This window comes from Streptomyces sp. NPDC058671 (genome assembly GCF_042716475.1).
Lineage (GTDB): Bacteria > Actinomycetota > Actinomycetes > Streptomycetales > Streptomycetaceae > Streptomyces.
Genome location: NZ_JBHXSA010000032.1, coordinates 1 through 18425, shown reverse-complemented (window position 1 = coordinate 18425; position 18425 = coordinate 1). Strand labels below are relative to the sequence as shown.

General features: G+C 70.7%; 15 protein-coding genes and 3 pseudogenes. 16 read left to right on the top strand and 2 right to left on the bottom strand.

Translation table 11 applies throughout. The annotated features are described in order from the left end of the window. Positions 1-28 precede the first annotated feature (28 nt). The 12 genes and pseudogenes from ACFWV2_RS29810 to ACFWV2_RS29755 form a co-directional block, all read left to right on the top strand. Positions 29-1159 (top strand): FAD-dependent oxidoreductase, encoded by a 1131-nt coding sequence (locus ACFWV2_RS29810; protein ID WP_384409625.1) that lies wholly within the window; start codon positions 29-31, stop codon positions 1157-1159. Beyond that, positions 1156-2160, top strand: a complete 1005-nt coding sequence (locus ACFWV2_RS29805; protein WP_384409623.1) for an amidohydrolase family protein — start codon at positions 1156-1158, stop codon at positions 2158-2160. Before ACFWV2_RS29810 ends, ACFWV2_RS29805 begins: the two co-directional genes overlap by 4 nt. An 11-nt stretch (positions 2161-2171) precedes the next feature. Continuing rightward, on the top strand, positions 2172-3113 hold the full coding sequence (locus ACFWV2_RS29800) for a VOC family protein (RefSeq protein WP_384409621.1): 942 nt from the start codon (positions 2172-2174) through the stop codon (positions 3111-3113). Positions 3114-3290: 177 nt separating this feature from the next. Then, the gene (locus tag ACFWV2_RS29795) at positions 3291-4262 is read left to right on the top strand and encodes a fumarylacetoacetate hydrolase family protein (RefSeq protein ID WP_384409619.1); all 972 of its coding nucleotides are present in this window, start codon (positions 3291-3293) and stop codon (positions 4260-4262) included. Next, positions 4259-5005, top strand: a complete 747-nt coding sequence (locus ACFWV2_RS29790) for an SDR family NAD(P)-dependent oxidoreductase (RefSeq protein WP_384409617.1) — start codon at positions 4259-4261, stop codon at positions 5003-5005. The genes ACFWV2_RS29795 and ACFWV2_RS29790 overlap by 4 nt, the downstream gene beginning before the upstream one ends. Continuing rightward, positions 5002-5817, top strand: a complete 816-nt coding sequence (locus ACFWV2_RS29785) for an SDR family NAD(P)-dependent oxidoreductase (protein ID WP_384409614.1) — start codon at positions 5002-5004, stop codon at positions 5815-5817. The genes ACFWV2_RS29790 and ACFWV2_RS29785 overlap by 4 nt, the downstream gene beginning before the upstream one ends. Next, on the top strand, positions 5798-6553 hold the full coding sequence (locus ACFWV2_RS29780) for a CoA transferase subunit A (protein ID WP_384409612.1): 756 nt from the start codon (positions 5798-5800) through the stop codon (positions 6551-6553). The genes ACFWV2_RS29785 and ACFWV2_RS29780 overlap by 20 nt, the downstream gene beginning before the upstream one ends. Beyond that, a complete protein-coding gene (locus ACFWV2_RS29775; RefSeq protein ID WP_384409610.1) occupies positions 6553-7203 on the top strand; it encodes a CoA transferase subunit B in 651 nt (216 codons plus the stop codon). Before ACFWV2_RS29780 ends, ACFWV2_RS29775 begins: the two co-directional genes overlap by 1 nt. 141 nt (positions 7204-7344) lie before the next feature. Further along, complete coding sequence (locus tag ACFWV2_RS29770) at positions 7345-8559, top strand: FAD-dependent monooxygenase (protein ID WP_384409608.1); 1215 nt, start codon at positions 7345-7347, stop codon at positions 8557-8559. Positions 8560-8581: 22 nt separating this feature from the next. Further along, complete coding sequence (locus ACFWV2_RS29765) at positions 8582-9619, top strand: cupin domain-containing protein (protein WP_384409606.1); 1038 nt, start codon at positions 8582-8584, stop codon at positions 9617-9619. Positions 9620-9658: 39 nt separating this feature from the next. Continuing rightward, on the top strand, positions 9659-10525 hold the full coding sequence (locus ACFWV2_RS29760; RefSeq protein ID WP_384409604.1) for a fumarylacetoacetate hydrolase family protein: 867 nt from the start codon (positions 9659-9661) through the stop codon (positions 10523-10525). Between the two features lie 87 nt (positions 10526-10612). Next, positions 10613-10858: pseudogene (locus ACFWV2_RS29755) on the top strand (MarR family transcriptional regulator); the annotation flags it as partial. Between the two features lie 240 nt (positions 10859-11098). Here ACFWV2_RS29755 and ACFWV2_RS29750 read toward each other — a convergent pair. Further along, a complete protein-coding gene (locus ACFWV2_RS29750) occupies positions 11099-12115 on the bottom strand; it encodes a LacI family DNA-binding transcriptional regulator (RefSeq protein WP_384409602.1) in 1017 nt (338 codons plus the stop codon). A gap of 186 nt (positions 12116-12301) precedes the next feature. Here ACFWV2_RS29750 and rhaI point away from each other — a divergent pair, with 186 nt between their 5' ends. From rhaI to ACFWV2_RS29730, 4 genes and pseudogenes are all read left to right on the top strand, one after another. Then, positions 12302-13471 (top strand): L-rhamnose isomerase, encoded by a 1170-nt coding sequence (gene rhaI, locus ACFWV2_RS29745; RefSeq protein ID WP_384409600.1) that lies wholly within the window; start codon positions 12302-12304, stop codon positions 13469-13471. Between the two features lie 89 nt (positions 13472-13560). Next, entirely contained in the window at positions 13561-15618 is a 2058-nt protein-coding gene (locus ACFWV2_RS29740) for a bifunctional aldolase/short-chain dehydrogenase (RefSeq protein WP_384409717.1), read from the top strand. Positions 15619-15764: 146 nt separating this feature from the next. Continuing rightward, the gene (locus ACFWV2_RS29735) at positions 15765-17294 is read left to right on the top strand and encodes a rhamnulokinase family protein (protein ID WP_384409598.1); all 1530 of its coding nucleotides are present in this window, start codon (positions 15765-15767) and stop codon (positions 17292-17294) included. Then, positions 17294-17482, top strand: a pseudogene (locus ACFWV2_RS29730) (heterodisulfide reductase-related iron-sulfur binding cluster); the annotation flags it as partial. The gene ACFWV2_RS29735 and the pseudogene ACFWV2_RS29730, both read left to right, overlap by 1 nt. 436 nt (positions 17483-17918) lie before the next feature. On the opposite strand, the pseudogene ACFWV2_RS29725 reads toward ACFWV2_RS29730, so the two are convergent. Further along, a pseudogene (locus tag ACFWV2_RS29725) lies at positions 17919-18074 on the bottom strand (D-alanine glycine permease); the annotation flags it as partial. Positions 18075-18425: the final 351 nt, after the last annotated feature.

Here is an 18425-nt window from a genome sequence, read left to right as displayed (position 1 = left end):
ACAGGCCCGAGGGACAAGGGAGTTCCCCATGAGCACACCCCGCAGAGTCCTGGTCGTCGGTGGCGGCGCCGCCGGAAACACCGCGACGATCCTGCTGCGACGCGCCGGGATCGACGTCGACCTCGTCGAGGCCAAGGAAGACTGGAACGCCACCGCCGGCTCCGGCATCACCCTCCAGGGCAACGCGCTGCGCGTCCTGCGCGAACTCGGCGTCTGGGAAGAGGTGAAGGCGTCCGGCTTCCCCTTCGGGTCCGTCGGCATCACCGCGCCCGACGGCACCGTCCTGCACGTCCAGCGCGACCTGCGCACCGGCGGCGACGACCTGCCCGCCACCGTCGGCATGCAGCGGCCCCGGCTCCAGCAGATCCTGATCGACGCCGTCCGCGCCAGCGGCGCGACCGTCCGCCTGGGCACGACCGCCACGGTCCAGGACCAGGACGCCACCGGCGTCTCGGTGCGGTTCGGCGACGGCAACGAGCACCGCTACGACCTGGTGATCGCCGCCGACGGCCTGGGTTCGGCCACCCGGGAACAGATCGGGATCACCGACAAGCCCGAACCGACCGGCATGGCCATCTGGCGGGTCGCCGCCCCACGCCCCGTCGGCGTCGAGCACACCGACCTCGCCTACGGCGGCCCCGCGTTCATCGCCGGCTACTGCCCCACCAGCGACACCACCCTGTACGCGTACGTCGTCGAGAAGAACCGCGACCGCTCCTCCATACCTCCCGAGTCGTACGCCGAGGAGATGGTCCGTCTCGCCTCGGCCTACGGCGGCGCGTGGCCGGAGATCACCGCGACGATCACCGACCCGTCGAAGGTCAACTACACGTGGTTCGACCGGCTGCTCGTCGAAGGTGCCTGGCACCGCGGTCGGGTCGTCCTCGTCGGGGACGCCGCACACTGCTGCCCGCCCACCCTGGCCCAGGGCGCGGCGCTGTCCCTGGAGGACTCCTGGGTCCTGGCCCAGATGCTGATCGCTGCGGACACCTGGGACGACGAGCTCCTCCAGGCCTACTACGAGCGCCGGATCGAGCGAGTTCGCCCGGTCGTGGAGGGCTCGGTCCAGATCGGCCAGTGGCAACTGGACGGCGTCCGCGACGCCGATGTGCCCGGGCTGATGGCCCGCACCATGACCATGCTCAGGGAGCTCCCGTGACCACGCCGACCGTGGACGTCCACGCCCACGTCCTGCTGCCGCAGATTGAAGCCCTCGTCGCGGGCCTTCCCGGACATGCCGAGGCCACGGCACTCGACAGGCGCCGCAACGGTCCCGACGCGCTCGCCGTCAGCGGACCCATGGTCCGCGACCGCATCCCGGCCCTGACCGACCCCGCCGTCCGGCTCGCCCGGATGGACACGCAGGGCGTCGATTTCCAGCTCGTGAGCCCTTCGCCGTCGCACTACCACTACTGGGCGGACACGGACACGGCCGAGAAGGTCTACCGCCTGGCCAACGAGGCGACCGCGGCGCACTGCGCGGCGGCGCCCGGCCGGCTGAAGGGGCTGGGTCTGGTTCCGCTGCAGCATCCCGAACTGGTCGTGTCTGCCTTGGACCACGCTCTGGAGCTGGGGCTCGCCGGAGTGGAGATCTCCAGCAACGCCCCGGGACAGGAGCTGTCCGATCCGGCGTACGAGCCCTTCTGGGCGCGTGCCGAGGAGACCGGGGCGATCGTGTTCCTGCATCCGTTCGGCTGCACGCTCGACGAGCGCCTTGACCGGTGGTACCTGTCCAACACCGTGGGCCAGCCCACCGAGAACGCCGTCGCCCTCTCCCACCTGATCTTCTCCGGCGTCCTCGACCGGCACCCCGGCCTGAAGATCGTCGCGGCCCACGGCGGCGGCTACCTGCCCACCCACATCGGCCGCAGCGACCACGCCTGGCGGGCCCGGACCGACGCGTCGACCGGATGCGCCCAACTGCCCAGCAGCTACCTGCGGCGCCTGTACTTCGACTCGCTCGTGCACGACCCGCGGGTGCTGCGGGCGCTGGTGGAAGCGGCCGGCGCGGACAGGGTGCTGCTCGGCTCGGACTTCCCGTTCGACATGGGATCCGACGACCCCGTCGGCGCGCTGCGTGCGGCAAACCTGTCCGAGGCCGACTTCCACGCCGTGCGCGGCGCCACCGCCGCCGCCCTTCTCCACCTCTCCCCCGCCTGAGGAGGCACCCCATGCCGAACAACCGCCTGCTCACCCATCTGAGGCATGTCGACCTCGCCGTGCCCGACTACGACAAGCAGCTCGACTTCTACGCCGGCGTGTGGGGCCTGACCAAGGTCGCCGAGGATTCCGGCATCTCCTTCCTCGCCGCCGAGGGCAGCCCTGAGCAGTACGTGGTCCGGCTCCGCAAGGCCGACGAGAAGCGCCTGGACCTGGTGTCCTACGGCGCCGCGACCCCGGCCGACGTGGACACCCTCGCCGAGCAGCTCCTGGCCGGCGGCGTGCAGCTGATCTCGCAGCCCGGCACCGTCGACACCCCCGGCGGAGGCTACGGCTTCCGGTTCTTCGACATCGACGGACGCACCATCGAGGTCTCCGCCGACGTCGAGGTCCGCCGGCACCGCAAGATCGAGGAGAAGGAAGCCATCCCGGTCAAGCTGTCCCACGTCGTCCTGAACTCCCCCGACCTGGGACGCACCCGCGCCTGGTACGAGCAGCACCTCGGCTTCCGGCTGTCCGACACGCTCAGCTCGCCCCACATGGGTGAGGTCATGCACTTCATGCGGATCAGCAGTCAGCACCACTCCATGGCGCTGGCGAAGGGTCCGCACACCTCCCTGCACCACGTCTCCTTCGAGATGCGCGGCATCGACGAGTACATGCGCGGCTCGGGGCGGGTCCTGCGGGCCGGCCACAGGAAGCTCTGGGGTCCGGGCCGGCACATGGCCGGGGACAACACCTTCACCTACTTCCTCGACCCGCACGGCAACACCGTCGAGTACACCACCGAGCTGGAGAACCTCGACGAGGACACCTGGCACCCCCACGTCTACGACTTCTCCCAGCCCGAGGTCACCGACCAGTGGGGCACCGCGAACGCGATGAACGAGCTCATCGCGAAGGAGTCGTTCAACGACCCCGACCGGGGCTGCTTCCTCGCACCGCCGGTCTGACCCCGGCCGGCCGAATCCCCGGGAACGCGGCGGACCCTGTCCCGCCCTGACTGCCGCCGCGTTCCCGGCCCCGGTCCACGGGACCGGAGCCGTCCGAAGAAGGCCGGCAACGGGCCATCTCTCCGTCCCGGACGGTCCGGTCCCGTGTCCCCCGTCTCTCCACCTGGGAGCCGCACCATGCGCTTCGCCGCTTTCGCATACCGGCACCGGAACCGTGTCGCCGTCGTCGAGGACGACGGCACGCTGTTCCCCTTGCCCGGAGTCACCTCGCTCGCGGACCTGATCCGCGACACCGACGGCCTCCCCGGCCTACTCGCTGCCGGAGCCGCGGCCCTGGACGTGCCACCCGGGCCGAACGTATCCGAGGTCCACCTCCTCTCGCCGCTCCAGCCCTCCTCCCTCAGGGACTTCGTCACCTTCGAGGAACACGTCGAGGGCGTGCGCCGCTCCGTCAGCGGTGAATCCGGAGTACCCGCCCAGTGGTACGAGGCGCCCACCTACTACTTCACCAACCCCCACGCGGTCTTCGGGCCTCATGACGACGTGCCCATGCCGCCCGGGTCGTCCGTGCTCGACTTCGAGCTGGAGGTGGCGGCCGTCATCGGCCGTGAGGGCCGTGACCTCACCCCGGAGCAGGCACGGGAGCACATCGTCGGCTACACCGTGTTCAACGACTGGTCCGCGCGAGACCTGCAGTCCGCCGAGATGCAGGTCGGACTCGGCCCCTGCAAGGGCAAGGACACCGCCACCACGCTGGGCCCCTACCTGGTGACCGCCGACGAGCTGGAGCCCTACCGCGACGCCGACGGCTTCCTGCGGCTGGCGCTGACGGCCGAGGTCAACGGCGAGAAGGTCGGCAGCGACCTGCTGTCCAACATGAGCTGGACGTTCGAGGAGATGACCTCCTACGCCTCGCGCGGCACCCGGGTCGTCGCGGGTGACGTCCTGGGATCGGGCACCTGCGGCAACGGCGGTTGCCTCGCCGAGCTGTGGGGCCGCTCGGGCACGCGGGTCCCGCCGCCGCTCCAACCCGGCGACACCGTCACCCTCACCGTGGAGGCCATCGGTTCTCTCACCACGCGCGTGGTCCCGGGAACCGAGCCGGTCGCCCTGCCCAAGGGGCGGCGCCGCAACCGGGAGCGGCCGTGAGCGGCGGGCGTCTCGCGGGGAAGGTCGTCGTCGTCACGGGCGCCGCCCGCGGCCAGGGCGCCGCCGAAGCGGCGGCCCTGCAACGCGAAGGCGCCACGGTCATCGCCACGGACGTGAACGGCGGGGAGGGCGTGCGCCGGCTCGATGTCACCCTGGCCGACGACTGGGCAGATCTGGCCGACTACCTCCGTACCACCCACGGGGCGGTGCACGGCCTGGTCAACAACGCCGGCATCACCTGGCGGGCCCGGCTGGACGAGGTCACCGCCAAGGACATGAGCTGCGTCCACGCCGTGAACGTGCACGGCCCGCTCCTGGGCATCCAGCATCTGACTCCGCTGATGCCGCCGGGTTCGTCGATCGTGAACGTCGGCTCCTCCGCCGCGCTGACCGCCCACTACCCGGTGGCGTACACGACGAGCAAGTGGGCCCTGCGCGGGCTGTCGAAGACCGCCGCCCTGGAGCTCGGCCCCCGGGGGATTCGGGTGAACACCGTCCATCCCGGGTTCATCGAGACGGAGATGACGACCTCCGCCGCGCCCGTCTTCCGGGAGGCCAACATCCGCGAGACGCCGCTCGGCCGGGTGGGCACCGTCGAGGAGGTCACGCCGCTGGTGGTCTTCCTGCTGTCCGACGAGTCGTCGTTCATCACCGGGGCGGAGATCCCCGTCGACGGCGGTCTCACCTCGCACGGCGGGGTGAAGTCCGTGTCCGACGCGCTGCTTGACGGGACGACGCGATGAGACGGCTGGAGGGCAGGGTCGCCCTGATCTCGGGCACGGCCCGCGGCCTGGGCCGTGCCGCGGCGCTCCGCTTCGCCGCCGAGGGCGCGATCGTCGTCGGCGGCGACCTCCTGCACGACGAGGCCGTCGAAACCCAGCGGCTGATCGCCCGGGAAGGAGGCACCGCCCTGACTCCGAGCCCTCTCGACGTCACCTCGCCCGACTCCGTCGACGCCTGGGTGGAGGAGGCCGTCGCCGCCTTCGGCGGTATCGACATCTGCTGCACCAACGTGGGAACCGCGCGGACCGCCCCCCTCACCGAACAGTCGCAAGAGGACTACACCTCGACCGTACGGGCCGAACCGGAATCAGTCCGGCTCACCGCCCGCGCCGCGTGGAAGCACCTGACGCGGAGCCGCGGCTGCGTCGTCACCATCGGCTCGACCGCCGGGCTCACCGGCTCCGGGACCGACCACCGCACCACGCACGCCGCGGCCAACGACGGAGTCATCGCCCTGACCCGTCGACTCGCCGCCGAAGGCGCCGAGCACGGCGTCCGCGCCAACTGCGTCAACCCCGGTCTGACCAACACCGAGGGGTCGCGCGGCAACCTGCTCGTCGACGCCCACCCGATGCGCGACACCGCCGGACACCTCCCCCTCGGCCGCCCGGGGCTTTCCCAGGACGTGGCAGACGCGGCCGTCTTCCTCGCCTCGGACGACGCCGCCTCCATCACCGGCGCCAACCTCGTCGTCGACGGCGGATGGTCCGTCGTCCTGCCCGGCCCCCTCACCCGAAAGGAGCACCCGAACCGTGGACAAGGTCATCCGTGAGGCGGCGGACGCCGTCGCCGACATCCCCGACGGCGCGTCGCTCGCCGTCGGCGGCTTCGGTCTCACCGGCATCCCCGAGGCCCTGATCCGGGCCCTGCACACGCAGAGGGCCCGCGATCTCAAGGTCGTTTCCAACAACTGCGGCGTGGACGGCCGAGGACTGGGCGTGCTCCTGTCCTCGGGGCGCATCTCCCGCGTGACCGGCTCGTACGTCGGCGAGAACAAGGAGTTCGCCCGCCAGTACCTCAGCGGAGAACTCGAGGTCGAGCTCGTCCCCCAGGGCACCCTGGCCGAGCGGCTGCGCGCCGGCGGCTGCGGCATCCCCGCCTTCTACACCCCCGCGGGAGTCGGCACCCAGGTCGCCGACGGCGGACTGCCCTGGCGGTACGCGGCGGACGGCGGCGTCGCCGTCGCCTCCCCGCCCAAGGAGATCCGCGAGTACGCCGGCCGGCCGCACGTCCTCGAACACGGCATCACCACCGACTACGCCCTCGTGCGCGCCTGGCGCGGCGACCGGCACGGCAACCTCGTCTTCCGCCACGCCTCGGCCAACTTCAACCCGCTGGCCGCCATGGCCGGCCGGATCACGATCGCCGAGGTCGAGGAGCTCGTCGAACCCGGCGCCCTCGACCCCGACCGGGTGCACCTGCCCGGCGTCTTCGTCCAGCGCGTCGTACCGCTCACCCCCGCCCAGGCGGCCGACAAGCAGATCGAGAAGAGGACGGTGCGAGCCTGATGGCGTGGAACCGCAACCAGATGGCCGCACGGGCCGCCGCCGAACTGGCCGACGGCTCGTACGTGAACCTCGGCATCGGCCTGCCGACCCTGATCCCCGCGTACGTCCCGGCCGGCGTGCACGTGGTGCTGCACTCCGAGAACGGCATCCTCGGCACGGGGCCGTATCCCACCGATGACGAGGTCGACCCGGATCTGATCAACGCCGGCAAGGAGACCGTCACCGTCCTGCCCGGAGCATCGTTCTTCGACTCCGCCCTGTCCTTCGGGATGATCCGCGGCGGCCACATCGACACCGCCGTCCTCGGCGCCATGCAGGTCTCGTCCGCCGGCGACCTCGCCAACTGGATGATCCCCGGGAAGATGGTCAAGGGCATGGGCGGCGCCATGGACCTCGTCCACGGCGCACGACGGGTCATCGTCCTGATGGAGCACACCGCCAAGGACGGCACCCCGAAGATCGTCGAGGACTGCACCCTCCCGCTCACCGGGCGCAGCTGCGTCGACCGGATCATCACCGACCTCGGCGTCCTCGACGTCACCGACGCCGGCCTGGCCCTGGTGGAGACCGCACCCGGCGTCACCGCCGAGGACATCCACGCCCGCACAGGCGCCCACGTGCACGTCGGGAGCACCACGGCCGCCTGCTGACCGCCCTCCCGCCCCTGCGGGCCCGCACCGAGGCCCCTCCCCCGCTCCTGCCCCGATGGTCCGTACACCAATGATCCCGACGCCGAAGATCCACCGCGACGGGAGGCGGATCGACCCGATCCTTCAAGGAGGCACCTGCCCGTGACGACCTCGCCCCTGCACATCGCCGTCGTCGGCGGCGGCATCGGCGGCCTGGCCGCCGCCCTCGCCATCGCCCGCTCCGGCCACCGCGTGACCGTGGTGGAGCGCGCCGCCCGCTTCGGCGAGATCGGAGCCGGCCTGCAGCTGGCACCTAACGCTTCCCTGGCGCTGGAGGAACTCGGCGTCCTCGACGCCGTACGGCGCTCCGCCGTCGCCCCGCCGCAGCTCGTCATGATGGACGCGCTCACCGGCGAGCAGGTCACCGCTCTCGACCTGCGCGGTGACGCCTACCTCAGCCGTTTCGAGCACCCCTACCTCGTCACCCACCGCACCGACCTCCACGGAGCGCTGCTGGGCGCCTGCCAGGAGCACCCGTCGATCACCCTGCGCACCGGACACACCCTCACCGACGCGGTCCAGACATCGGCCGAAGTGCGCCTCCACTTCGCCGAGACCCCTGAACGGCTCGCGGCGGACGCGGTGGTGGCCGCCGACGGCCTGCACTCCCGGCTCCGGCAGATCCTCGTGGATGACGGCGCCCCCGTCTGCTCGAAGTACGTCGCGTACCGCGGCGCCCTGCCCGTCAGCAGCATGACGGGATCGATGGCGCAGCACGCCACGACGGAATCGGTCATCGTCTGGGTCGGGCCGCGCATGCACCTCGTGCAGTACCCGGTGCGGCGCGGCGAGCTCTACAACCAGGTCGCCGTCTTCGAGAGCGACCACTACACCCCCGACTCCGACGACTGGGGCACCGAGGCCGAGCTGGAGGACCGATTCGCCGGAGCCTGCGACACCGTGCGCGACGCGTTGCCACTCATCGCGCGGGACCGGCGCTGGCCGCTGTTCGACCGGCTGCCCATCACCGACTGGGTCCACGGCCGCATCGTGCTCCTGGGCGACGCGGCGCACCCGATGCTGCAGTACCTGGCCCAAGGAGCCTGCCAGGCCCTGGAGGACGCCGTGGCCCTGGGGCGTGCCCTGCGCGCGCACGGCCGCCCGGAAGACGCTTTCACCGCCTACGCCGCCGTGCGCACGGAGCGGGCCGCGTCGATCCAGACCAACGCCCGGGGCTTCGGCGAGATCTGCCATCTGGACGGCATGGGAGCCGTCCTGCGCAACCAACTCCTGTCGGGTCGCACCGCGCAGGATTTCGACGACATCGCCTGGGTGTGGACCCCCGCCGGCGACCGCCAGCCCTCGATCACCCCGTGAGCACCCACCGCGAGGAGACACCATGAACGACGACCCCGCCTACCAGGCCCTCGAGGCCCTTGGCGCCGCCCCGCTCTGGCGCTTCTACGGCAACCTGTTCCCCGCCCAGCCCCGCAGCAGGGCCGTCCCCTACCGGTGGAGCTGGAAGGAGCTGCGCCCGCACCTGCTTCACTTTTCCCGGACCCTGTCCCTGGACGAGGCCGAACGCCGGGTCCTCATGCTCGTCAACCCCGGCCTGACCGACCCGCCGGCGACGGTCAACACCCTGTACGCGGGCCTGCAGATCATCCTCCCTGGCGAGACGGCCCAGGCCCACCGGCACACCTCCAACGCCTTCCGGTTCATCCTGGAAGGCGACGGCGCCTGGACGACCGTCAACGGCGAGCGCGTGTTCATGTCCCCCGGCGACCTCCTGCTCACCCCCGGATGGCACTGGCACGACCACACCCACGAGGGCGACGCGCCGATGATCTGGCTCGACGCGCTGGACTACCCCCTGGTCAACGCGCTGGAAGCCGGTTTCTACGAGAAGTACCCGCAGCGGCTCCAGCCCGTGACCCGCCCCGACGACGCCGGCAGCCGGCAGTTCCTCCACGGCCGCCTCACCCCCACCTGGATCACGCCCGACGGCCCCAACTCCCCCGTCACCCGCTACACCTGGCAGGAAACCAGCCGGGCTCTGGACGCCGTCGCCGACACCGCCGAGGGCAGCGACGTCGACGGCATCGTCCTGGAGTACACCAACCCCTGGACCGGCGGGCCGGTCATGCCCACCATCGGCTGCCGGATCCACCGGCTGCGCCCCGGTTTCGAGGGGGCGGGCCGGCGCCATACCGCCTCCACCATTTTCAGCGTCGTCCGCGGCGAAGGCACCACCATCGTGGACGGCAAGCGCCTGGAGTGGGCCGAGAACGACACCTTCGCCATCCCTGGCTGGGCCTCCTACCGGCACCTGAACACGTCGACGTCCAGCGACGCGGTCCTGTTCTCGTACAGCGACGAGCCCGTCATGCGCTCCCTGGGCCTCTACCGCAGCGAGACCGCCGACCCCGGCGCCTGACCACCCTTTCTCTTCTCCGACACCAGCAAGGAGGCCACGATGCGTCTGGCCCTGTTCGACAAGGGACGACTCGGCGTCGTCGACGGCGACACCATCACCGACGTGACCGACCAGGTCGCCCCCTCTTCCGCCAGCCCGGCCGGCGCGCTCCACCAGTACATCGAAACGGTGTCGTCCAACGTTTCCGGACCGGTGCCCGACCCGACGCGCGGACGCCGGGTGCCGCTGGCGGAGGTGACGCTGGAGGCGCCGCTGCCCCGGCCCGGCAAGATCATCGGCGCGCCCGTCAACTACCTCGACCACAAGGCGGAGATGGACTACCCCACCTCCATCGCCGACCTGGGAGTCTTCCTCAAGGCCAACTCCTCGGTGATCGGTCCGGGCCAGGACATCGTCCTGCCCTACTCCGACATCCGCACCGACCAGGAAGGCGAACTGGCGGTGGTCATCGGCCGGACCGCGTCGCAGGTCAGTGCCGACGACGCCCTGGACTACGTCTTCGGCTACACCTGCCTGCTCGACATCACCGTGCGTTCCGTGGAGGACCGTTCGACACGCAAGTCCTTCGACACCTTCACCCCCATCGGCCCGTGGGTGGTCACCGCCGACGAGATCGCCGACCCCGACCGGCTCGACCTGCGCTGCGACGTGGCCGGTGAGACCCGGCAGAACACCAACACCGCGTACCTCATCTTCGGGGTGCGGGAGCTGGTCGCCTACGCCTCCTCGGTGATGACCCTGTACCCGGGTGACGTGATCGCGACGGGCACTCCGGCCGGCGTCGGCCCGATCGCCGACGGAGACCGCGTCGTCGTCGAAATCGAGAAGATCGGCACGCTCGAAGTGGGCGTGGACGGCTCCCGGGCCACGCCGTACGAGTCCCGTCCAGGGCACCGCCGCGGCTGACGCATCCGTATACCCGCGCGGGGCGGTCCCGGACCAGAGGTGTCGGTCCAGGCCCGCGCCGCGGGGCCGTCTGAACAGGAGGGAACGATGACCGGAGCCCTCGACCCGGACGGCTACGCCGGTCACCTGATCCGGCGGGCCGAGCAGGTCCACACCTCGCTGTGGAGCAGGTTCGTCTCCGAGGCCGTGACGTCCCAGCAGTCCGCCGTGCTCGACGCCTTGCGGCAGCGCGGCGGGATCGACCAGCGCACGGTCGCCCGGCTGACGTCGTTGGACAGGTCGACGGCACACCACATCGTGCGCAGGCTGAGTGAGCAGAACCACCTCAGCCGGACACGGGACGAGACAGATCGGCGACGGACCCTGCTGGCGCTGACGGAGGAGGGCAGAGGGCTGCACGTCTCCCTCGCGCCGGCCGCCGAGAGGATCAACGGCGAGCTCCTCGCCGTCTTCCCCAGCGAGGAGCGGGACGGCGTGACGCGCGTTCTCGCCCGGCCGAGGGCGAACGGGATCCGGTCCACGCCGGCGATGACGCCTGACGCTGCGCGGCGGGACGGCGGGTGCGGACTTCGGTCAGGGCCGCGGCATGCTGGATCTGCGCACAACGAGCTCCGGCTGGAGCACGATGTCGGTGTGCCGATGGCCATGCTCCAGGTCCGGCGGCTCGATCTCCTGCAGCAAGAGCCCGGCTGCGAGGCGGCCGATCTCCGCGGCCGGGTGGCGCACCGAGGTGAGCGGGATGAGGCTCGCCTCCGCGAACTCGATGTCGTCGTAACCGACGACGGCGAGGTCGTCCGGGATGCGTACGCCTGAGTCGAAGGCCGTCTGCATGACGCCCAGTGCCAGGAGGTCGTTCGCGCAGAAGACGGCCGTCGGCCGGGGCGAGAGCCCGATGAGCCGGGCCCCGGCGTCCCGGCCGGAGCCGACATCCAGCTTCTCGGCCGGGATGTCGACGATCGCGTCGGCACCGAGCCCCGACTCCTCCACCGCGCGGACAAGGCCCTCACGCCGGTCCCGGACCTGCTGCAGATGATGAGGGCCCCGCACATAGGCGATACGCCGATGGCCGGCGGAGAGCAGGTGTCTGCCCGCGAGCGTGCCTCCCTGGACGTCGTCGGCGGCCACCGAACAGGCCGTCTGCGCGTCGACCGCCCGGTCGACGACGACGAACGGGATGTTCGCGCGCAGCAGCGCCTTCCATGGTTCGCCGTCGGACGCGACCGGTGCGAGCAGGACACCACGAAGGCGCTGCTCGACGAAGAGCGACAGGTAGGCCTGCTCGGCCGAAGCGCTCTCGGCGCTGTTGCACACCATCACACCGAGTCCCGCCTCGGCGGCCACTCGCTCGGTGCCCTGGGCGAGGGCGGCGAAAAAGGGGTTTCCGGTGTCCATGACCAGCAGACCGAGCATGCGGCTGCGACCGGCACGCAGTTGCCGCGCCGACTCGCTCCGAACGTAACCCAGCAGGTCGATCGCCGCGTGGACACGGGCCAAAACATCACCGGAGACACGCTCAGGCCTGTTCAGGACGTTGGAGACCGTCCCGACGGAGACGCCCGCCTGCCGCGCCACCTCCTTGATGCCCACCACTGCCGACCATCCGTTCGCCGTAAATCCAGGTGCTCGCCCCTCTGGGCGGCCCTGACCATCATAAATGAATCCATTCACCAAGGATCATCGAGCTCTCTTGACCACTCTCCAGATACATGTTTCTGTATCGATGAAACGATTCACATGCCGACGCGTACAGCGCGGCCCTGGTTCCGAGGTTGCCCAATGACTGTCGTACGGGACGCCGTGAAGGCCACGCTCAAGGCCCAGCGGATCGAGACGCCCTCCTGGGGCTACGGGAACTCCGGCACCCGGTTCAAGGTATTCGCGCAGCCCGGCGTCCCGAGGACGCCGTGGGAGAAGCTCGACGACGCCGCGAAGGTGCACGAGTTCACCGGCATCGCCCCGAAGGTCTCCCTCCACATCCCCTGGGACCGTGTCGACGACTACACCGGGCTCGCCGCGTATGCGAAGGACCGCGCCCTGGAGCTGGGGGCGATCAATTCCAACACCTTCCAGAACGACGACTACCGGCTCGGCAGCGTCTGCCACCCGGACGCGAAGGTGCGCCGCAAGGCCGTCGACCACCTGCTGGACTGCGTCGACATCATGGACGCCACCGGGTCGACGGACCTGAAGCTGTGGTTCGCCGACGGCACCAACTACCCCGGCCAGGACAACATCTCCGGCCGCCAGGATCGGCTCGCCGAGTCCCTCGCCGCGGTGTACGAGCGGCTCGGCGACGACCAGCGCCTGCTCCTGGAGTACAAGTTCTTCGAGCCGGCCTTCTACACCACCGACGTGCCGGACTGGGGCACCTCGTACGCCCACTGCCTCAAGCTCGGTCCCAAGGCGCAGGTCGTCGTGGACACCGGTCACCACGCTCCGGGCACCAACATCGAGTTCATCGTGGCGTTCCTGCTGCGGGAGGGAAAGCTCGGCGGCTTCGACTTCAACTCGCGCTTCTACGCCGACGACGACCTGATGGTCGGCTCCGCCGACCCTTTCCAGCTCTTCCGGATCATGCACGAGGTCGCCAAGAACGGCGGTCTCGACGCGGCCGCGAACGTGGCCTTCATGCTCGACCAGTGCCACAACATCGAGGCGAAGATCCCGGCCGTCATCCGCTCCGTGATGAACGTCCAGGAGGCCACCGCCAAGGCCCTCCTCATCGACCCCGACGCGCTCACCGCCGCCCAGGCCGCCGGTGACGTCCTCGCCGCCAACGCGGTGCTGATGGACGCATACAACACCGACGTCCGCCCCCTGCTGCAGGAAGTCCGCGAGGAACAGGGCCTGAATCCCGACCCCATCGCCGCATACGCGGCGTCCGGGTGGCAGGAGCAGGTCGCATCCGAGCGCGTCGGCGGCGAACAGGCCGGCTGGGGCGCCTGAGCCCCCACCCCTCCTGCACCGGCCCGCCGATCCGAACTGCTCTGGCGCCGAGCACGCGCCCTTCACTTCCTCCTCCGCACGCTTCGCACCTGAAGGACCGATCTCACATGGCCACGCATCCCGAAGTCGCCGCCCTCCTCGACCGCGCGCGGCGGCTGGGCTCCGATCCCCGGAACACCAACTACGCCGGCGGCAACGCCTCCGCCAAGGGCACCGTCACCGATCCCGTCACCGGTTCGGACACTGAGCTGATGTGGGTGAAGGGCTCGGGTGGCGACCTCGGCACGCTCACCGAGAGCGGGCTCGCCGTCCTGCGGCTCGACCGGCTGCGGGCGCTCACGAACGTGTACCCGGGGGTGGAGCGCGAGGACGAGATGGTCGCCGCCTTCGACTACTGCCTGCACGGCAAGGGCGGCGCGGCGCCGTCCATCGACACCGCCATGCACGGCCTGGTGGACGCCGCGCACGTGGACCACCTCCACCCGGACTCCGGCATCGCGCTCGCCTGCTCCGCCGACGGCGAGAAGCTGACCTCGGAGTGTTTCGGCGGGAAGGTGGCGTGGGTGCCGTGGCGCCGGCCCGGCTTCCAGCTCGGCCTCGACATCGCGGCGATCAAGGAAGCCCATCCCGAGGCCGTCGGCGTGGTCCTCGGTGGGCACGGCATCACCGCCTGGGGTAAGAGCGCCGAGGAATGCGAAGTCAACGCGCTGTGGATGATCCGCACCGCGGAGACCTTCCTCGCCGACCGAGGCAAGGAACAGCCCTTCGGCGCGCCGCTGGCCGGCTATGCGGCGTTGGAGGACAAGGAGCGCCGGGAGCGGGCCGCCGCGCTCGCCCCCGTCATCCGGTCCCTGGCCTCGCAGGACCGCCCGCAGGTCGGCCACTTCACCGACTCCGACGTCGTCCTCGACTTCCTCGCCCATGACCAGCATCCGCGTCTCGCCGCCCTGGGCACCTCGTGCCCGGACCACTTCCTGCGTACCAAGGTCCGCCCGCTGGTCCTGGACCTTCCGCCCACGGTCCTGCTGGACGAGGCCGTGGCACGGCTGAAGGAGCTGCACGCGCAGTACCGCGAGGAGTACGCCGCCTACTACACGCGGCACGCCACGGCGGATTCCCCCGCGATGCGCGGCGCGGACCCGGCGATCGTCCTTGTTCCAGGCGTGGGCATGTTCTCCTTCGGCAAGGACAAGCAGACCGCCCGGGTGGCGGGCGAGTTCTACGTCAACGCGATCAATGTGATGCGCGGTGCCGAGGCGGTGTCGGCCTACGCCCCCATCGAGGAGGCGGAGAAGTTCCGCATCGAGTACTGGGAGCTGGAGGAGGCCAAGCTGCGGCGCATGCCGAAGCCGAAGCCTCTGGCGACGCGAGTGACTCTGGTGACGGGCGCCGGATCCGGAATCGGCAGGGCCATCGCCCACCGGCTGGCAGCCGAGGGTGCCTGCGTCGTCGTCGCCGACCTGAACAGCGAGAATGCCCAGGCGGTCGCCGAAGAGCTCGGCGGCCCGGACAAGGCCGTGGCAGTGACGGTGGACGTCACGTCCGAGGAGCAGATCGCCGCTGCGTTCCGCGAGACCGTCCTCGCGTTCGGCGGTGTCGACCTGGTCGTCAACAACGCGGGGATCTCGATCTCCAAGCCACTGCTGGAGACGACAACGAAGGACTGGGACCTTCAGCACGACATCATGGCCCGCGGCTCCTTCCTGGTCTCCCGTGAAGCCGCCCGGATCATGATCGAGCAGGGCCTGGGCGGCGACATCATCTACATCGCCTCCAAGAACGCCGTCTTCGCCGGTCCGAACAACATCGCCTACTCGGCCACCAAGGCCGACCAGGCCCACCAGGTCCGCCTCCTCGCCGCCGAACTCGGCGAGCACGGCATCCGCGTCAACGGCGTCAACCCGGACGGCGTCGTCCGCGGCTCCGGCATCTTCGCCGCCGGATGGGGCGCCCAGCGCGCCGCCACCTACGGCATCGAGGAGGCCAAGCTCGGCGAGTTCTACGCCCAGCGCACCCTCCTCAAGCGCGAGGTGCTTCCCGAGCACGTCGCGAACGCGGTCTTCGCCCTGACCGGCGGCGACCTCACCCACACCACCGGCCTGCACATCCCCGTCGACGCCGGCGTCGCCGCAGCCTTCCTCCGCTGAAAGGCCCTTGCTCGCCCTGGGTCGGGTGACTGACGCACTCGCCCCAGGTGCACCGCGGACCGGCGGCACAAAGCCGTACGGGAACCGGCCCTGACACCGTGCCCGCCAGGCGCCGCCGGTCCGCCCCCTCTCCTGTCCCATCCCTGATGAGCCGCCCGCACCGCAGAGGTATCCCCGTGACCACCATTCCACCGTCCTCCGCCTTCGCGTCCGCGTTCGCCGCGGTCGATCTCGGCGCTACCAGCGGACGGGTGATCGTCGGCCGCGTGGGCCGGGACAACCTCGACCTCACCGAGGTTCACCGCTTCCCCAACACACCCGTGCGGCTGCCGGACGGCCTGCGCTGGGACGTCCTCGCCCTGTTCCAGGGCATCCTCGACGGCCTGCGCGAGGCGAGCCGCTCCGGCGGTGTCGCTTCCATCGGTGTCGACACCTGGGCGGTGGACTACGGACTCCTCGACGCCGACGGCGCCCTGCTCGGCCACCCGTTCCACTACCGCGACTCCCGCACCGACAGCGCCGCCGCCGGCGTCTGGGCCAAGGTTGGCGTCGAGGAGCTGTACGGCATCACGGGACTTCAGCACCTGCCGTTCAACACGGTCTTCCAGCTCGCCGCGAGCGCGGGCACCGCCCAGCACGATGCCGCCCACACCCTCCTGCTCGTCCCCGACCTGCTGGTCCACTGGCTGACCGGCTCGATCGGCGCCGAGGAAACCAACGCCTCCACGACCGGTCTCTTCGATGCCCGCACCGGCACCTGGTCCACAGACCTCCTGAGCCGGCTCTCCCTCGACCCCACTCTGTTCCCTCCGCTGCGCGCCCCGGGCGACCCGGCCGGCACCCTGCTCCCCCACGTCGCCGCGTTCACCGGCCTCGACCCCCGTACCCCGGTGACAACGGTCGCCTCACACGACACCGCCTCCGCGGTCGTCGCCGTGCCCGCGACGGTGCCCGGCTTCGCGTACATCTCCTGCGGCACCTGGTCGCTGGCCGGCCTGGAGCTCGACACCCCGGTGCTGAGCGAGGCGTCCCGGGCGGCGAACTTCACCAACGAGCGCGGCGTCGACGGGACGATCCGCTACCTGCGCAACATCATGGGCATGTGGCTCCTGGAGGAGTGCCGGCGCACCTGGGAGAAGGAGAACCTGCCCACTCACATCCCCACGCTCCTCGCCGACGCGGCCCGGGCCGAGCCCTTCGCGTCGCTCGTCGACCCGGACGCCCCGGAGTTCCTGGCCCCTGGCGACATGCCGGCCCGCATCCGGGGGTACTGCGCCCGTACCGGGCAGGGTGTTCCCGGCAGCCAGGGCGCGGTGGTGCGCTGCATCCTGGAAAGTCTGGCCCTCGCCCACCGCCGCGTCTTGCGGCAGGCTGCCGCGCTCGCCGACCGTGACATCACCCAGATCCACCTTGTCGGCGGCGGCTCGCGCAACGACCTGCTGTGCCAGCTCACCGCCGACGCCGCCAGCCTTCCGGTCGTCGCCGGCCCCACGGAGGCCACCGCGCTGGGCAACATCCTCGTCCAGGCTCGCGCCGTCGGCCTGGTCGGAGGCCTCGCCGACATGCGCCGCTTGATCGCCTCCACCCAACACCTACGGCACTACGCCCCCCGAGGTGACAGCGCCGCCTGGGACGCGGCCGCCGCCCGACTCGAAGCCGCCCCGTGGAACTGCTGATGCGTGTCGCCCTCTTCGCCACCTGCGTCAACGACGCGCTCCACCCCTCCACGGCCGTCGCCACCGTCAAGGCCCTCGAACGCTCCGGCGCGGACGTCGACTTCCCCGCAGGACAGCCCTGCTGCGGCCAGCCGCAGTACAACACCGGCTATCGGCGGGAGACCGAACCCTCGGTCCGCCGCACGGCCCAGCCGCGACACAGGACCCGATGGGGTGACCACGTAGTCAAGACCCTCGAAGGCCCTCGGTTGAGGGGATGGCGCACGGCGGGGCCGGCGCCGCGGACATCGTCCAGGTCCACATAGGGCACGGCCGGGGCCGCGGTGCGGCCGAAGGAGACAGTCGGCAGCGAGGTCCTGGCCGGCAGGGCGGGCAGCGGGTCGGCGCCGTGCAGGGAAAGGAGGAGAAGAACACCGTCCACGTTGCCGACGGCTACGTAGCTTCCGACGCGCGCCCGGCTTCGGCCAGGCTCCGCGAGCATGAGCACCACCTGTTTGTCGGCCGCCTCCAGTTCGCGGCTTGCGGGCCGCACCACGGTGGAGAACAGGCGGTCGTCGGAGTGCCGGTCTGATAGATGTCGGGGATGCCGTCGGCGTCGTCGTCGCGCTCTTCCACTTCCCACAGCTTGCCGCGCACCACGTCCACGACGTGCCGGAACTTGCGCAGCTGGACGAAACCGAACCAGCCGGTGAGGACCAGACCGGTGACCACGAACCACGCCACGATCAGCGGGAGCTGGGTGCCGGCCTCGGGCACGGCGTAGCAGACGATCGCGCCGAGCCTCCTGCACGCCGACTGGCTGGGGAGGCAGTGCACACCTGCCGGTGGCTGGGGCGTCGACTCGGCCATGCCCTGATGCGCGTCCCCTTAACTGATCGTTTCAGAATGAAACGCTTGGCCAGAGAGTTGCGCGCTGCGATGATGCGAACTTGACCGGGTGGTGGGGGATGGGGACACCAGATGACGCGATGGCAGCTCTTGCATGGAGACGTCCTGGTCGGTGAGCTCAGCGAGTACGGCTGTGATCAGCCATTCGTCCTAGGCCCTGTCTGATAATTGATCTTGTGGTGGGTCGTGGTGAGCTGACGGATGCGGCGTGGGGTCGGATAGCGCCGTTGTTGCCGGGTGTTG

What these genes read in the sequence shown, in the direction of transcription:
- ACFWV2_RS29810 (WP_384409625.1), top strand. Translation starts at nt 29, where the DNA reads ATGAGCACACCCCGCAGAGTCCTGGTCGTCGGTGGCGGCGCCGCCGGA.
- ACFWV2_RS29800 (WP_384409621.1), top strand. Translation starts at nt 2,172, where the DNA reads ATGCCGAACAACCGCCTGCTCACCCATCTGAGGCATGTCGACCTCGCC.
- ACFWV2_RS29795 (WP_384409619.1), top strand. Translation starts at nt 3,291, where the DNA reads ATGCGCTTCGCCGCTTTCGCATACCGGCACCGGAACCGTGTCGCCGTC.
- ACFWV2_RS29785 (WP_384409614.1), top strand. Translation starts at nt 5,002, where the DNA reads ATGAGACGGCTGGAGGGCAGGGTCGCCCTGATCTCGGGCACGGCCCGC.
- ACFWV2_RS29775 (WP_384409610.1), top strand. Translation starts at nt 6,553, where the DNA reads ATGGCGTGGAACCGCAACCAGATGGCCGCACGGGCCGCCGCCGAACTG.
- ACFWV2_RS29765 (WP_384409606.1), top strand. Translation starts at nt 8,582, where the DNA reads ATGAACGACGACCCCGCCTACCAGGCCCTCGAGGCCCTTGGCGCCGCC.
- ACFWV2_RS29760 (WP_384409604.1), top strand. Translation starts at nt 9,659, where the DNA reads ATGCGTCTGGCCCTGTTCGACAAGGGACGACTCGGCGTCGTCGACGGC.
- rhaI (WP_384409600.1), top strand. Translation starts at nt 12,302, where the DNA reads ATGACTGTCGTACGGGACGCCGTGAAGGCCACGCTCAAGGCCCAGCGG.
- ACFWV2_RS29735 (WP_384409598.1), top strand. Translation starts at nt 15,765, where the DNA reads ATGAGCCGCCCGCACCGCAGAGGTATCCCCGTGACCACCATTCCACCG.